Consider the following 16040-nt stretch of genomic DNA (forward strand, 5'->3'; position numbering starts at 1 on the left):
AGATCCTAAAGTGGTTCCACCTGGAAATCTCAAACATACAGAAAAATGCCTTCATTACTATTGAAGGCATTTTCATTGATGTAATTATTTGTCCAGGTTGAAACTTATTTGAACCTTGAACAGATCTCCGTCTATTTCGACCTTAAATTTTCCGCCGCAAACATTTGTGAAGCTTTCTGCTATGGAAAGTCCAAGGCCGCTTCCTTCTGTTGTCCTTGATTTATCTCCTCGGCTGAACCTTTGAAGAATTTCTTCAGCAGTAAAATCCATTTCATAGCCTGCAGTATTTTTAATTTTGGCAACTGCTTTTCCGTCAATTTCTTCAAGCTCCACATACACTCTGGTGCCTGGTAAGGCATATTTAAGAGCATTATCTATTACATTTTGAAACACACGATACAGCTTCTTGCCGTCAGAATAAATGTTAAGAGAATTTTCAGGAAGCTTTGTTTTTATCTGGAGATTTGATTTTTCTATTTCGTCCTCCATGTCGGCCAAAGTCTGTTCAATGAGCTTTTTTATGTCAAGGCTTTCCAGCTCCAACGGAATATCACCGCTGGTGCTTTTGGCAAGGTCAAACAAATCAGAAACTATGTTTTTAAGCCTGTTTGATTTTTCAGACAAAACATTGACATAATCACGCACTGTTTCCGATAAGTCTTCCTCCTTGGACAAAAGATCCACATAGCTTATAATTGAAGTAAGAGGAGTTTTCAAATCATGAGACACATTTGTAACCAGAGCAATTTTCATCCTCTCAGCTTTCATCTGCTCCCCCAGACTTTCATTGAATCCTTTGTCTATGTCTTCAAATGTTTTGTTGTTGCCTTTGATGTACCAGTAAATTATGACAATCTCCACAACAGGAGGAATCAAAAACAACGGAACATATAAAAGGAAAAACAAAAATGTAAGGAAAACAAGAAATGCGCTTGAGGTAATGAAAACCAGCTGCCTGTAAAACAGTGACTTTGTAAGTGGATACCTTTCAAACATTCTCCCGTCATACAAACTTTTAAAAAAATCATAAATTTTGTAAAGCACCAAGTACACCACTGTGTGCTTAAAAAGCCTTCCGGACTTTGCTTTTCTTGTAAGCGATAATAAGATTATACCGCACATTACTGAAATAAATGCTGTAATTATACCAATCCATACAGCAGAATACATTTGTCTCACATGGCTCATGCCCGAATAGTATAAGTTTGATATGCCGATAATCCAAAAGGCTGCCAGAGGTATAAAAAACGAAAATAAAACATCTGAGAATATGCTGTCTATTTTTGTTAAATGTATTTCGTCATCCAACTGATTTTTACCTGTTTGAACCATCAAAAAAATAAATTGAAGTTAAAATAAGTACTGCTACAACTCCGACTCTCACAGCAAATGGTACTAATATATTCCTGCTTTCTTCCCATTCCTGCTGTTTTTCATTAATAAATTCGTCAGGATAAGAGATGTATATAGTGTATCCATCACTGACGTAGAATTTTGTTATGCCTCCAGGATTAGTGTTTTCTCCTATTGTCCATGTGCCCATTTCATAAGAATAAAACGCCTTATCAAATTGCTTAAAGAAATTTTTATCTTTTCCTTCAACATTTGAATATGTTTTTTCTCCGTCTGATATGAAATAGTAATAATGTGCTGATTTTGGAACTTCGCCTCTGTTTTCCATCACAGAATTTATTTCATACCAGGCATTTCTCACCTCTTGGGTAAGGAAATATTCGCTTTGGCTGTATTCCCTGATAATCAGCGATTCAGGAATTATGTCGTTGTATGAAACGAACTGAAATTGCACTACGGTTAAAACTATCAATATAACCGTCAAAATAAATACTGCTGTCTTTGTTGATTTTTTTCTGCTAATGTTTTTCAATTTTATATCCAATGCCCCACACCACCTTTAAATAGTTAGGCTCCTTCGGATTGATTTCTATTTTTTCACGTATGCGCCTTATATGTACCATAACCGTGTTTTCAACAGAATATGCCGGCTCGTTCCACACACGCTCATATATTTTTTCTGAAGAAAAAACCATTCCTGCGTTGGTCATGAGAAGTTCAAGTATTTTGTACTCAGTTGCTGTAAGCCTCACTGTCTCACCATCAACTTCAAGCTGCTTTGCATCAGTATCAAGACACAATCCTCCAACCTGGGTTTTTGAACTTCGCACATCATCCATATATCCAAGGTGCATATATCTTCTTAGCTGGCTTTTGACTCTTGCAACAAGTTCCGCTGGATTGAATGGTTTTGTTATATAATCATCCGCACCCATGGAAAGCCCCAGTATTTTATCGCTGTCATCTGATTTTGCAGATATGATTATAATTGGAATATTTTTGCTCTCTCTTATTTTCATTGTGGTTGAAAGCCCATCAAGCTTAGGCATCATTACATCAAGCAAAATAAGCTGAATGTTTGAGTTCACTAAAGCATCAAGCGCCTCAAGTCCATTATATGCCTTGACCACTTCATAACCTTCTATTTTCAGATTTTTCTCAATTGCTCTGGCAATTTCCCTGTCATCATCAACCACAAGTATTCTTGCATTATCCATAGAAATCCTCCTTTCTTAGCCTTTACTGTATTCTAGCTCATTAAACTTACAATTAGCCGGGCACTAATCTTACAAATTTCTTAATTACCATACCAACTATGATTATAACACAGCAATGTCTGCAGTGGGAATTTAACTGAAAAAATCCTGCATTTGCAGGATTATTTTTCCAATGTATTGAATTTTTCCATGTACCCTTCTATATTAATTATGCATTCTTTTTCCAAATATTCTATCATTTCTTTTTCACTGGCTGTTGCGGCCATGTCAAGATGTCCTGGAAGTTTTGATGATACAACTATAAGATACTTATTTTCCATTATTTTTTTCACGGTTGTGGTTTCAATAACCTTTTTTTCAAGAACTATAAATTCCTTGTCACTGTCTTCTTCATCTTCAAACTCCTCTGTTTCATCAAGTTCTGTGATGTGTACTTCTGCAAAAAAGCTTTCAGTATTTTCATCTATTATTTCAGCCTGAATGGCAGCAATGTATCCATGTTCTTCCTTGTACAAATATGTAGTCACTATTTCATCCCAATTTTCTGCAAGGTCAAAGCAGTCTTTTTCCATGTCATAAACAATGTTTCCATGTTTGAAGTGGTCCAGGTCTTCATAATAAGAACTTGCATAAAATTCAAGCTCAAGGCTATATTCAGCGTTTATTATTTCTGCCAGTTCATCATAAGAGTCAACATAATCAAGAATTCCATCCCTATTCTTAAGTTCATTGAGCATGTTGTTTAAATCATCAACTGATAATTCCCCTGCATTTTCTACAAGAATTATGCGGTAATAGTCTCGTATTGTTACCTGTTTCTTGAAATTTTGCTCATCACCTATGTAGAGCCAGTCTAAGGCATCTTCATTATTTATTTCATTGTCTTTTGTATATTCCTTAAATAATCTTCTCATAAAATCTCCTAATAATCATGCTGTAATAAATATATCATCAAATTATATTTTGTTCAATATTCTTTTATGGATTCATGAAAAAAGCCGCATTTTATGCGGCGCATCTTATTTTATTAAATCATTTAATTTTGTCTTAACTTCAGAAAATGACAACCCTTCCTCCAGGCAAAAATCCTTAATTGCCATATTAGAAGAAGGCATTTCCCTTCCAATTATTTCTTCAATTTGCTGTTTTGTGATTCCTGCATCCAAAACCTGTTTGAATGTAGTTGTGCCTTTTACAAAATTTTCTTCCTCGTTTGTTTCATCTTTTATTTCTTCTGCCTGCTCCATGTCTTCTTCATTTAAAGTATTTCCACTCATTTCAGGAAGGATTACAGTGTGCTGTTTAAGATATAAAATCTGCTCCTCAGTGAGATTCTTGTTGTTTTCCATTATTATTTCAACTGCCTGTTCTGGCAGGTATGTGTCTTCTAAAACAATGGGGAGATTTTTGTACAATGCTACAAATACCTGCACCGAACCGTTTCCTATTTCATTTTCTGCTTCAGCATACAGTCCTTCCAGGTCCTTTGACTTAAATTCCTCGTTGTTAAGATTTTCAAGACCAAATGCTTTGTAAAGCACATCCTGATCAATTTCAAACAAATCAGATACTTCCTTGAATGTGTAGGAACCTCTTATGTCTTCAGGATTGTATTCACCTTCAAATTCTCCTGCCTTGTATGTAGCCGGAATTTTGTCCGATTCAGTAGTCCATACTCCTGCTGCAATTGTTGCTGATATTCCTGTAAATATTACAACAATAATTATTATTCCCATATTCTTCATATTAATTTTCATTTTCATTCTCCTTTCCCACAGGTGCGAAAGAGTTGTTCTGCATGTTCACAGTGTTTTCTACGGGGCAGCTTCTTTCAGAGGTGCACTCAAGACAGCTTATGCACTGGAGATTGTTAACCTGTTCCACAGCTGACACTTCTATGTTCATAGGGCATGAGCGGTCGCATTTTTTACATGAGATGCACGTATTTTCATTTCTTTTGATTTTGAATATTCTGAATTTATTGGATATTCCAAGAAGCGCTCCATAAGGACAGGCATACTTGCACCATGGCCTTTCGACAAACAGGGACAAAGTTAACGTTACAACAAGCACTATAATGGCCGAAGGTGCTGCTTCTTCGCTCCAGAATGAAAACAATGCATTGTAAGGGTCAATTTTGTCAAATAAAAGATACCCTGAAATAGAAGTCATATAAACAACCCAGATAAGAACAATATATCTCAAGTATCGCAAAATTCTGTCCAGTTTCTTTGGTACAAAGTTGTTGTACTTGTTCTTAAACAGCTTTCTTCCTGCCTTTCCAATCCACTCCTCCATAGTTCCCAAAGGACAAACCCAGCCGCAGAACACAGGTCCGAATAGAATTGCTAAAATAAAAATAATGCTCATCAAAATCACTGCTGACATGTGTATTTTTTTGATGAATGTTCCAAGAGTGAACAAGTTGTACAATGTTACTACTCCTCCAAAAGGACACAGGGCGTGAAGAGATGCATCAGATAGAAATGTAACGCCGCCTCCTGATTCAGCAAGTGTTTTATTGATGGATATGAGTCCTATCAATGCAAAGAAAAACACCTGCACCACTATTCTAATATTCTTTTTTTTCATAATTTCTCCTCCCATATAATTTAAAATTACTATACAGACATTTTGTGTCAAAAATATGGCAAAAAAACAAAAAAAATCATGACAAAGTCATGATTTAAATTTATGCCATATTTGTCATAATAACTTCATAAAACGGATTGTACATATAATCTCCTTTACTGCATTTTTTTATTATATGTACAATTTTGTCAATTGTTAATTATAGTAATCAGCAAAAATAAAAACGAAGATAATATCTTCGTTTATTCTTCGTGCATATTTACATTTGGATTGTCGTAATCATCCATGAAGCTGTACTGTACTCCGTCTTTTTTGTATCCTATTATTGTGTCAAGATTGACTGAGTGTATGCTTCTGAATATATTTGTGTCAACATTGGGATTTATGAGCTTCATCTTTTTGATGAGATTTTTCATTTCGGCTCTTTTTGATGTTCCTTCATCATCAATGGAGCAATGCTCAGTAAATCGGCACGCGCATTGGATAAACTGAAGACCGTTGTGTTTTCTCCAGCTGATAATGTCTTCCTCATGTATTTTGTACATGGGTCTTATAAGTTCCATACCTTCAAAATTTGTGCTGTGAAGCTTTGGCATCATTGTCTTGATTTCCGCTGCATAAAACATGCTCATGAGGACTGTTTCTATGGCATCGTCAAAATGATGACCCAGGGCTATTTTGTTGCAACCAAGTTCCTTTGCATTTCTGTACAGATATCCTCTTCTCATTCTTGCACATAGATAACATGGTGTCTGCTCGATGTTTTCAACTATATTAAATATCTGCGTATCAAAAATCCTTATGGGAATGTTTAACAGTTGTGCATTGTCGATTATGCGCTGCCTGTTTTCCGGGTTATAGCCAGGATCCATTACAAGGTATTCAGTTTCAAACTTTATCTCGCTGTATTTTTGAAGCTGCTGCATGCATTTTGCCATAAGCATGGAATCCTTGCCACCGGATATGCACACTGCAATCTTATCGCCGTCTTTGATTAAATTGTATTCCTTTATTCCTGATATAAATTTAGACCATATTGTCTTTCTGTACTTCTTTATGATACTTCTTTCTACTTCTTCAAATTTTTCCATTTATTAATCCTTTTACGAATATAAATTTTCAATGCCTTTATATTATATTAACATAAACATTATAATACAAGAAATAATTTATTCTTCCAGTTCAATAATTTATTGCATATTTATATATTTTTTGCTATGCTGAATATATATTTATTGTTAATAAATTTTCAAGGGGAAAATAAAGGAGGGAATTATGCAAAAAGCTCATGAAGTTGATTATCAGATTTTCGGAGACGACGTTCAGTTTGTAGAAATTGGTCTTGACTACGGTGAAACAATAGTAGCTGAACCAGGAGCCATGATGTACATGGATCAAAGCATTGAAATGGACACTGTTTTTGGTGACGGAAGCGGCAAGGACAAAGGAAAGGGTTTTAAGGGAATACTGGCAACTGCAGGCAAAAAGGTTCTTACAGGTGAAAACCTTTTTACTTCAACATTCACAAACACAAGCCCTGTTAAAAAAGCAATAGCTTTTGCTGCACCTTATCCCGGAAAAATAATACCTGTTGAATTGATGGAATACGGCGGACAGCTCATATGCCAGAGGGATGCATATCTTTGTTCAGCAAAGGGAATTGAAATTACAATTGCATTCCAAAAGAAAATAGGAGCAGGCTTTTTCGGGGGCGAAGGTTTCATCATGCAAAAGCTTTTAGGCGACGGATTAGCATTTCTTCATGCCGGAGGAACAATCATCAAGAAGGAACTTGCAGCAGGTGAAATGCTGAAGCTTGATACAGGTTGTCTTGTAGCATTCACTCAGGGAGTTGATTATGATGTTCAGTTTGCAGGCAATGTTAAAAGCGCATTGTTCGGCGGAGAAGGATTATTTCTTGCAACACTGAGAGGTCCGGGAACTGTATGGCTGCAGTCTCTTCCATTCAGCAGAATGGCAGACAGAATATTTACTGCCAGCAGAAAGGCAGGAGGCTCAGGCTCAAAGAATGAAGGAAGCCTTCTTGGAAGCATAGGAATTGGAAACTTGTTCGGAGAAGATTAAAAAAAGGTGCTCAGGCACCTTTTTAATTTGCATAATATATGTAGTTTCCTTCTTCAAATTTTTTAAACACCCTTTTTTCTTCTTCCAGGTAGTCAAGGTGTGCCAGAACCTCTCCAACAGCAAACCATTTTTGCTGAAGAGGCGCCTCATCCCACATTTTTCCCTTTAATGACCACTTCATTGTTCCTGCAATGTCATAAGCGTTAATGCCTGGAGTTTTTCTTAAAATGTCAATTGTTTCTTTAAGCCTATCATTGTGGTGTTCTATTAGCTTATTGATTCTGTCGTACACATTCATGTCATTTTTTCTGTGTGCCGGAAGTGTTGTATTTATTTCCAACTTTTTTATCTTTTTCAGACTTTTCAGATAATCTTCAAGAGAATTCTTTACATTTGGCCATCTTGTTATGTTTGGTGAAATGTCAAAAAGAATGTGATCTCCGGAAAACAATATTTTTTCCTTTTCAAGATAAAGGCACATGTGTCCAGGTGTGTGACCAGGTGTTGAAATGCATTTGAATTCATACCTGCCTATTTTGAATTTTGATTGATCTCCTACAGTTACAACACTGAAAAGCCTGCCGGGATTGTATACTTTTGCAGGATTTGTGTTTTTTAAGTAATCAATTTGTTCCTCAGTAAATCCTTCCATCAGGTAACTTTCATCACTTTTGGACCAGAAGTTTTCAAGTATCATCTTCACATATTCATAATCAATTTCACTCATGTATATGGTTGAATTTTCGTTCATTAGGTCGGGAACAAGTCCAGTGTGATCAGAATGCATGTGAGTAATGAACATGTCTGTTTTATCAATGTCTATTTCTAAATCTTCCAGACCTTGTTTCATTGCTTCCAAACACTCAGGCATGTTAAATCCAGTATCGATTATTAGATTTTTTTCATTAGTTTTTATGATGTAACAGTTTAGATTCCTCAAGGGATTGTTTGGAAGAGGAATATCTAATCTGTAAATATCAGGGTCATTGTAAATTTTTTGGTGCAATTTTTCCTCCATTATAATTTTGTTTGTATATGCTGCACGCTCCCCTTGTTGCGGATATATCTTCTCCTATAATTTCAAAGTCCTTTAAACTTGTTTGAATTTCATTTATGTATGAAGATACTATAAAACAGCTGTTGTGAAATATACCGCCTTTTAAGCCAATTGTCACGTTGCCATTGAAACCTGCTTTTTTGTATGCAGTGCATGTGAGTTCAGCCAGGTGTCTGCCTGCATTTTCAAGCAACTCCACAGCATATCTGTCCCCCTGCATAGAAAAATCAACAATCACAGGAAATAATGAAGCAATTGTATTTTTTTCATTGCTGTATATGAAATCCATAATGTCCGAGCGGGAAGTTCCTCCGATTTTCTCAAGCATTGAGTTGCTCAATTTATCAAAAGGAAGGTCTTTGTCGTATTTGTTTACTATATTTTTAAAAACTTCAATTACTGTGTGATACCCGCTGCCTTCATCTCCTAAAATGTGGCTCCATCCTCCAACCATCTGTCCTTTTCCGGATTTTTGAACATAACATGAGGAGCCGGTTCCGGCAATGGCAAGAATGCCGTCTTTTTCACCAAAATATGCCTTACAGGCAAGCTCAGCATCATTAAGCACAACAGCATCAACAACAAATGCCCTTTCAATATACTCTTTTATGAGCTGTGCATAGTTGCCTGTTTCAACTGCCGCCATACCTATGGCTATAAACACACAGTCTTCACGGCCAAGGTCAGTCACACATTCATCAATCAAAGAAATTATATTATTTACTGTTTTATCTAAATTTACTGCAGGGTTTCCAAATCCTCCTGTCTTACAATAAACAGGGCTGAAGTCCAAATCATAAGCTATCAGTTCAGACTTAGTTCCTCCGGCATCAATTCCAATTATGTACTTCATATGATTTCACCGCCTTAAGCCTTTTTATACATTATAGCATATATTTTCCAACTTTCTACTTATTTTTGAGCTGCAAAAAAAAGACTTCCCCATGGAAAGTCCTTTAAATATTTTTTATTCAATGAAAATAGCGTTTGTAGGGCATGATTCTTTAGATTCTTCAGCACAAGCTTCAAATTCTGAAGGCACTGGATCTGCTATAACAACAGATATATTCTCGTCATCTAGCTTAAAAACATCCGGACAAAGTGATTCGCAAAGACCGCAGCTGATGCATGCGTCTCTGTCAACAATTGCTTTCATATTACTCCTCCTTTAACAATATAGGACATTTTGATTTACATCATATATTTTTCTCATATAAATCGAAATAATACATCATCCTATAATTTTATTCAAGTTCCTTGTGATGTATTTTATTGATGATTATCTGCTTGGCTTTTTCATGCCCTGCTTTTGCTTTTCCCTGTAATTCAGGGACCGGCGGCTGCTCGTTTTTTGGAAAATGAGTTATTTTATTGCTTTCTGTTCCATGGGGATCTTTTGGATCCGGCCTTCTCATTCCTGCTTTAGCCATTATATCACCTCTATATTAGTTTGATGATTTTAATGACATTTATGCACTTAAGCAATCAAAAAAAATTTTAAATTATTGTTATTTCATCTCCGGCCTTAATCCATCCCGGAACAAGAACTTTTGTAAATATTCCTTCTCTAGGCATTACGCAGTCTCCAACAAGCTCTCTTATGGCACAGCCTTTGTGACATTCTTTCCCTATCTGAGTTACTTCCATTTCTGTTTCACCAATTTTAAGCTTTGTGCCTATTGGAAGTTCATACAGAACAATTCCTTCTGTTGTAAGATTTTCAGCAAATTTGCCTGCACTTAAATTGTCAGCTCCGGATGCAGTCATTTTATCTATGCTTTCCTGTGAAAGAAGGCTTACCTGTCTGTGCCAGTCTCCTGCATGTGCATCTCCTTCAAGACCGTGATTGAATGCAAAATATCCTTTTTCTATTGGTTCTTTAATAACACCTTTTGTTGCGCTTATATTTACTGCTACTACTTTTGCCATAATCCACCTCGTTAATAATTAATTTCTTTCAAATGTTCCGGATTTTCCGCCGGATTTTTTCATAAGCATGACATCTGATACTGTCATTTCCCTGTCTATTGCTTTGCACATATCATAAATTGTAAGAGCGGCTATGGATACAGCACAAAGGGATTCCATTTCTATGCCTGTCTGCCCTACAGTCCTTGCCGTTGCTGTAATTTCTACCTTGTTGTTTTCAAAATCAAGTGAAAAGTTTATATCGCATCCAGTCATCATTATGGGATGGCACATTGGTATTATGTCTGATGTTTTCTTTGCTCCCATTATACCTGCAACCTGAGCCACAGAAAGCACGTCTCCCTTTGCAATTGTGCCTTCCTTTATTCTTTCTAGGGTTTCTCTTTTCATGTGGATGCAAGCATATGCAACAGCTTCTCTTGGCGTTTCCTTTTTCTCGCTCACATCCACCATTTTTGCTCTGCCTTGCTCGTTTATGTGTGTTAGTTCCATGTTAACCTCCTACCTGGTACATCATTTTTTCAGAATGGCTCTTTTTGTCTGTTTCCAGATGATGTTCTTCAGGTTTGTTGTAGACTGCACTTGTTATAGTTTCAATAAGTTTTTCCTGGTCATCAACATATGGTAGCAGATTGATTTCTTCTGAAGAGTGCAAACAAGGTTTAATAGTTCCAACAGACGTTAATCTAATTCTGTTGCATTCAGAACAAAACTTGCAGCTTATGGGGCTTATGAGCCCTACGGAACCTTTGGCTCCCGGCATTTTGTAAACGGAAGCAACTTTGCTGTCATCCTTAATTTGTACCAGCTCCGGAAATCTTTCAAGAATTTCTTCAACCTTCATGCTGCACTTGTCAAAATATTTGTAACCTTCTCCAATGGGCATAAGCTCAATAAACCTTATCTGGATTGGATATTCCTTTGTTAGATTTATGAAGTCCCCTATTTCATCATCATTTACGCCCTTCATGAGCACCGTGTTTATTTTTACAGGAACCATGTCCAGGCTCATACACTTCTCTATGGCAGACATGACTTTGCTTATGTCTCCAAGTCTTGTTACTTCCCTGAATTTATCAGCATTTAAAGTATCAAGACTTATGTTAACCCTTTTCAGTCCTGCTTTTTTCAAATCTTCTGCCATATCTGAAAGTAGCATTCCGTTTGTTGTAAGAGAAATATCTTTTATTGAAGGCATGGATGCTGTATGGGCTATGAGTTTATCGATACCCTTTAATATGAGGGGCTCTCCTCCGGTAAATCTCACTTTTTTTATGCCTATTGCTGCACATGCTGTAATTATTTTTTCAATTTGCTCAAAACGCATTATGTCCTGGTGACATTTCTTGTCAACACCTTCTTCCGGCATGCAGTAAATGCATCGCAAATTGCACCTGTCGGTCAATGAAACTCTTAAATAATCAATTGTTCTGCCTTTTTTATCAAGCATATGATCAGCTCCTCTGATAGATTATCCTGCCTGTGTCTGAGTAGTCGTATCCTCCCAGTTCATCCAGTTTTGACTTGAATTCATGTGATTTTATTGTTTCTATGAATTCTTTTATAATTTCAGTATCCATGTATTCTTCCGGTATGGCCAGGTCGTATTCTTCGTTGCACACAGGTATGAAGTCAAGCCCCATCATTGTTGCTGCCGAATAAACCCCAAGACCTGCATCTGCATCGCCTGCTTCAACAGCAGCAGCAACGGCCAGGTGATTGAATTCTTCCCTGAAATATCCGTTTATGTTTTTAGGATCAATTCCAAGCTTGTTTAAATTGTAATCCAGAAGCAACCTTGTTCCTGAACCTCTCTGCCTGTTTACAAATTTAACATCTTGTTTTGTTAAATCTTCAAATGTGTTTATATTTTTCGGATTACCCTTTTTAACCATAAAACCTTGAATTCTGTTTACACATTTTACAAGACATATGTCTTTTCCGGGAAGATATTTTTTCAAGTACGACAAATTGTATTCACCGGTTTCCATGTCTAAAAGATGTGTTGGTGCAATATGTGTTTCTCCGGTTTTTAAAGCCATAAGACCGCCTGTGCTTCCCACATTTGTAGATGACAGAAAATATTTTTTGTTTCTTCTGTGAAGTATGTCAGAGGCTATATCAATTATAGGGTCGTGGCTTCCTATACTAATGAGTGTGTTTTTGATATTTTCTTCATTGTTAAGAAGTTTAACCTGTACAGCTGTTCCGGCTTCAATTCCTTCCACGTCCTGGTCTATTTCAAGAACACCGTCGGCGTTTACCAAAGACATAGTTGCTCCGGCTCCCCTTGTTAAAGGAGTGGCCACATAACTTCCTCCCACGTACCCAAGCTTCACTCTCACAAATTCAAGATATTTCAAGGATGACATACATCTTCTTGTCAGTCTTGCATCTATTTTCTTTAACTCTACAGCTTCAAGGCCCTGATATTTTAAAATTAATTTTTTTGCAATTTCTTCCATTACAAAGTAAGCTGAAACAGGATAACCCGGTATTCCAATTATAGGCTTGTTGTGAATTACACCAAGCATCACCGGTTTTCCCGGTTTTATGGCTACTCCATGGATTACAAGATCTCCCAATTCACTTATGACAGATGAAGTGAAATCTTCTCTTCCTGCAGATGAACCTGCATTTATTAATACAATGTCATTTTCCTGATTTGCTTTTATAACTGCCAATTTGATTTTCTCGTAATCATCAATAACAATGTCGTAACGTTTTGGAATTCCTCCCCAGTCGCTTACCTGGGCAGAAAATGTTCTTGAGTTGAAATCTATTATGTCTCCAACCTTTAGCTCTGTTCCAGGCTCAACAATCTCAGTTCCTGTTGGTATTATTCCAACCCTTGGTCTTTTGAACACTTCAACTTCATTGATTCCTCCGGCAATAAGGGCACCTATGTCAACGGGTCTTATTTTGTGTTTTGAAGGAACAATAAGCTGATTTTCCACTATGTCTTCTCCAAGAGGCCTGATGTTCTGCCATGGAACAGCGCTCTGGTAAATTTCAAATTTGTTTTCTCCGGCGCTGATTAAGTCTTCAACCATTATCACGCAGTCAAATTCTCTGGGAATGGGATCTCCCGTATCAACAACAATGTAATCTTCGCCTTCTGTAAGGACAACATGGTTTCTGTCGGAAGCCAGTACTGTTCTTTCACTTTTTGCAGCTATACCATCCATTGCCGATGAATTGTAGTGAGGAGAAGAAATCTTCGCAAAAACAGCGTTTACTGTGACTCTGCCGTTTGCATCCCACGTTTTTACCATTTCAGTTTCGGCGTTCAGATTTCCTATTTTGTTAAAATAAATGTTAAGAGCTTCTTCCAGCTCATAATTTGACAAATATACCTTTTGCATAATTCCTCCTAAAACTTGTACACAGCAACTGACTGGCCTTCTTTTAATCCTTCTTCGTTTCTTTCGATTCTTATATATCCCCACGCTTTTGAAAAACCAGTTATAAGCCCGGACTTTCCAAACACCGGAGCAGCTGTAAGCCCTTGTTCATTTTCTTCTATGTCTACAGGAAGATATTCTTCTCTGCCTTTTGCCTTGTGATAATTGATTTTAAACTTACATGATACCGGATATACCTTGTCATTATGCTTTGTAATTTTTTCAATGTAATATTTGACCATCACCTGAAAAATCACAGCACATGCCAGAGGATGTCCAGGAAGGCCGAAAATTATTTTACCTTTAGATTTACCTATTATTGTAGGCTTTCCGGGTTTCACGGAAATTCCGTGAACCAGTACTCCCTCATCTCCAAGGTCATTTATTACATTTACGGTATTATCCTTTTTACCTACGGAACTTCCACCGGACATGAGCACAATGTCACACTCTGATACTGCTTTTTCAACAGTACTTTTTAAGAGATCATAGTCATCCCTTATTAGTCCGTATTTTATGGGTGTACAGCCGCTTTCTTCAAGAAGCGAATACAAAAGATATGTGTTTATGTCCCTTATTTGTCCTGGATTGATTTTTTCTTCAGGATTTACAACCTCGTCACCCGTTGAAATAATTCCAACCCTTGGTCTTTTCATCACTTCAACGCTTGTTATTCCAAGGCTTGATAAAACTCCCACCTCGTAGGGGCGAATTTTTGTTCCGCTTTTTATAACTGCTTCGCCTTTTTTTATGTCTTCTCCAATATCGACTGTATTTTCTCCCGAAGAAGCTGATTTGGATGCAAGAATTGTTGTTTCATCAAGCTTTTCCGTGTATTCTATCATAATGACGGAATCTGCCCCTTCAGGTAGCATTCCGCCTGTAGGTACATAGTAGCATTGTCCGGGAATGCTTATTTTGCCCTGAGCCTCATGACCCATAAGCACTTCGCCTTTAAGGTCTAGCATGGACTGCATTGATTCGCTTGCTCCATACACATCTCTTGAAAAAACAGCATAACCATCTACGGTTGATCGTCTGAAATCCGGCACATTTTCAGGAGCTATTACATCATTTTTTAATATTCTTCCTGCTGCCTCATGAAGATTAACCATTTCTCCTTCAAGTTCCAGGCTGAAATTTTCATCTATTAACTCTCTTGTATCTTTAATTGTCAAAACATTGAACAAATCCATAGCTGCCTCCTATCTTGCGCATTCTCCCCCGGTGCCGTTTAATATTTCAATTCCGTGAGGAAGGGCCGGAAGAACAAATTCCAGATTTTCAACTGCTCCCCTGGGACTTCCGGGAAGATTTATTATGAGCGTGTTGTCTCTTATTCCTGCTATTGCCCTTGAAAGCATTGCTTTTGGTGTTATAGAAAGAGACATTTGTCTCATGGCTTCGCATATGCCAGGAGTATGCTTTTTTATAACCATCAATGTTGCTTCAGGAGTAACGTCTCTTTTTGAAAAACCAGTTCCTCCGTTTGTGAGAACCAAGTCAAGATTCAGTTCATCACACATGTAAATAAGTTCTTTTGCAATTATATCTATTTCATCGGGTATTACCTTGTAATATTCAACTTTATATTGATCATTTTCAATTTTTTCTCTTATTGCAGGTCCTGTTCCGTCAATTCTTTCACCTTTTGAGCCTTTGTCGCTTATTGTTAAAATACCTGTTCTTATCATGATACCCTCCGTGATCATATGTTTAAAATTTGTTTTACAAGTTTGTTTGCAGGATTGTTAAGCACTTCTTCCCTGCTTCCCATTTCTATTATTCTGCCCTTATCCATAAATATGACATGATTAGCAATTCTTTTTGCCTGATATACGTCGTGTGTGACCAATATTACCGTCCTGTTGTCTCTTGCCATATCCTTGATGAGATTTTCAGCTCTCATGGAACTTTCAATATCCATGGCTGCTGTTGGTTCATCAAGCAGTGTTATTTCAGTTTCCAGCACTGCTGTCCTTAAAAGTGCAATTTTTGCTCTTTCTCCGCCGGACAGCCACCATGACTTCTTGTTAAGCAGATCTTCGATTTCAAAATAATTTTTATATTTATTAAATCTTTTTTCAATTTCTTCCCTGCTAGTTTTTCTGAACTTTAGTCCGCTTACAATGTTCTCATGGGAAGATTTGCTGAAAAGATAAGGGTTTTGAATCTGTATGCATATGGAATTTCTAATTGCTGAATCAAATTTTTTTCCGTCATAAAAAATGTTCCCATGGCTTAATTCATTTAATCCTGCCACGCAGCTTATGAGGGTGCTTTTTCCGCTGCCGTTTGAGCCTAAAATTACATATATTCCTTTTTTGAACTCAATGTTTTCAATGTCCAGGACACGGCTTAAACCATAATCTTTAACTGCATTTTCAATCTTTATATGCACGA

19 protein-coding genes are annotated in these 16040 nt (G+C 37.0%); 1 reads left to right on the plus strand and 18 read right to left on the minus strand.

The window, feature by feature from the left end; genetic code table 11:
• Positions 1 to 84: 84 nt before the first annotated feature.
• The 7 genes from BN358_RS22190 to BN358_RS02925 all read right to left on the minus strand — a co-directional run bounded on the left by BN358_RS22190 (position 85) and on the right by BN358_RS02925 (position 6253).
• Positions 85 to 1308: a sensor histidine kinase KdpD gene (locus BN358_RS22190; protein ID WP_198018336.1), complete on the minus strand. Its 1224-nt coding sequence runs from the start codon at positions 1306 to 1308 to the stop codon at positions 85 to 87.
• A gap of 7 nt (positions 1309 to 1315) precedes the next feature.
• Positions 1316 to 1897 (minus strand): hypothetical protein, encoded by a 582-nt coding sequence (locus BN358_RS02900; protein WP_019227830.1) that lies wholly within the window; start codon positions 1895 to 1897, stop codon positions 1316 to 1318.
• Positions 1872 to 2570 carry a response regulator transcription factor gene (locus BN358_RS02905; protein WP_019227831.1) on the minus strand — a complete coding sequence of 233 codons (699 nt, stop codon included), beginning with the start codon at positions 2568 to 2570 and terminating at the stop codon, positions 1872 to 1874. The genes BN358_RS02900 and BN358_RS02905 overlap by 26 nt, the downstream gene beginning before the upstream one ends.
• Before the next feature lie 161 nt (positions 2571 to 2731).
• Positions 2732 to 3484 (minus strand): hypothetical protein, encoded by a 753-nt coding sequence (locus BN358_RS02910; protein ID WP_019227832.1) that lies wholly within the window; start codon positions 3482 to 3484, stop codon positions 2732 to 2734.
• A gap of 105 nt (positions 3485 to 3589) precedes the next feature.
• The gene (locus BN358_RS02915) at positions 3590 to 4327 is read right to left on the minus strand and encodes a hypothetical protein (RefSeq protein ID WP_019227833.1); all 738 of its coding nucleotides are present in this window, start codon (positions 4325 to 4327) and stop codon (positions 3590 to 3592) included.
• Positions 4317 to 5162 carry a 4Fe-4S binding protein gene (locus BN358_RS02920; protein ID WP_019227834.1) on the minus strand — a complete coding sequence of 282 codons (846 nt, stop codon included), beginning with the start codon at positions 5160 to 5162 and terminating at the stop codon, positions 4317 to 4319. Before BN358_RS02920 ends, BN358_RS02915 begins: the two co-directional genes overlap by 11 nt.
• Before the next feature lie 242 nt (positions 5163 to 5404).
• Positions 5405 to 6253, minus strand: a complete 849-nt coding sequence (locus BN358_RS02925; RefSeq protein WP_019227835.1) for an ATP-binding protein — start codon at positions 6251 to 6253, stop codon at positions 5405 to 5407.
• A 184-nt stretch (positions 6254 to 6437) separates the two neighbouring features.
• Here BN358_RS02925 and BN358_RS02930 point away from each other — a divergent pair, with 184 nt between their 5' ends.
• Positions 6438 to 7247: a TIGR00266 family protein gene (locus BN358_RS02930; RefSeq protein WP_019227836.1), complete on the plus strand. Its 810-nt coding sequence runs from the start codon at positions 6438 to 6440 to the stop codon at positions 7245 to 7247.
• A gap of 22 nt (positions 7248 to 7269) precedes the next feature.
• Here the strand turns inward: BN358_RS02930 and BN358_RS02935 are convergent, their stop codons facing one another.
• The 11 genes from BN358_RS02935 to BN358_RS02985 form a co-directional block, all read right to left on the minus strand.
• Positions 7270 to 8253, minus strand: coding sequence for an MBL fold metallo-hydrolase (locus BN358_RS02935; RefSeq protein WP_019227837.1), 984 nt, complete (start codon positions 8251 to 8253; stop codon positions 7270 to 7272).
• The gene (locus BN358_RS02940; RefSeq protein WP_019227838.1) at positions 8231 to 9157 is read right to left on the minus strand and encodes a BadF/BadG/BcrA/BcrD ATPase family protein; all 927 of its coding nucleotides are present in this window, start codon (positions 9155 to 9157) and stop codon (positions 8231 to 8233) included. The genes BN358_RS02935 and BN358_RS02940 overlap by 23 nt, the downstream gene beginning before the upstream one ends.
• Positions 9158 to 9271: 114 nt before the next feature.
• Positions 9272 to 9460: a ferredoxin gene (locus BN358_RS02945; RefSeq protein ID WP_019227839.1), complete on the minus strand. Its 189-nt coding sequence runs from the start codon at positions 9458 to 9460 to the stop codon at positions 9272 to 9274.
• An 88-nt stretch (positions 9461 to 9548) separates the two neighbouring features.
• Positions 9549 to 9734 carry a hypothetical protein gene (locus BN358_RS02950; protein ID WP_019227840.1) on the minus strand — a complete coding sequence of 62 codons (186 nt, stop codon included), beginning with the start codon at positions 9732 to 9734 and terminating at the stop codon, positions 9549 to 9551.
• 67 nt (positions 9735 to 9801) lie between these two features.
• On the minus strand, positions 9802 to 10233 hold the full coding sequence (locus BN358_RS02955; protein ID WP_019227841.1) for an MOSC domain-containing protein: 432 nt from the start codon (positions 10231 to 10233) through the stop codon (positions 9802 to 9804).
• A gap of 18 nt (positions 10234 to 10251) precedes the next feature.
• Positions 10252 to 10725 (minus strand): cyclic pyranopterin monophosphate synthase MoaC, encoded by a 474-nt coding sequence (moaC, locus tag BN358_RS02960; RefSeq protein ID WP_019227842.1) that lies wholly within the window; start codon positions 10723 to 10725, stop codon positions 10252 to 10254.
• Position 10726: 1 nt separating this feature from the next.
• Positions 10727 to 11683 (minus strand): GTP 3',8-cyclase MoaA, encoded by a 957-nt coding sequence (gene moaA / locus BN358_RS02965; protein ID WP_019227843.1) that lies wholly within the window; start codon positions 11681 to 11683, stop codon positions 10727 to 10729.
• 4 nt (positions 11684 to 11687) lie between these two features.
• Complete coding sequence (locus BN358_RS02970; RefSeq protein WP_040581939.1) at positions 11688 to 13601, minus strand: molybdopterin biosynthesis protein; 1914 nt, start codon at positions 13599 to 13601, stop codon at positions 11688 to 11690.
• Positions 13602 to 13606: 5 nt separating this feature from the next.
• The gene (gene glp / locus BN358_RS02975) at positions 13607 to 14833 is read right to left on the minus strand and encodes a gephyrin-like molybdotransferase Glp (RefSeq protein WP_019227845.1); all 1227 of its coding nucleotides are present in this window, start codon (positions 14831 to 14833) and stop codon (positions 13607 to 13609) included.
• Positions 14834 to 14842: 9 nt separating this feature from the next.
• Complete coding sequence (locus BN358_RS02980; protein ID WP_019227846.1) at positions 14843 to 15331, minus strand: molybdenum cofactor biosynthesis protein B; 489 nt, start codon at positions 15329 to 15331, stop codon at positions 14843 to 14845.
• A gap of 14 nt (positions 15332 to 15345) precedes the next feature.
• Positions 15346 to 16038 carry an ATP-binding cassette domain-containing protein gene (locus BN358_RS02985; protein WP_019227847.1) on the minus strand — a complete coding sequence of 231 codons (693 nt, stop codon included), beginning with the start codon at positions 16036 to 16038 and terminating at the stop codon, positions 15346 to 15348.
• Positions 16039 to 16040: the final 2 nt, after the last annotated feature.

The organism is Sedimentibacter sp. B4 (assembly GCF_000309315.1).
Taxonomy (GTDB): Bacteria; Bacillota; Clostridia; order Tissierellales; family Sedimentibacteraceae; genus Sedimentibacter; species Sedimentibacter saalensis.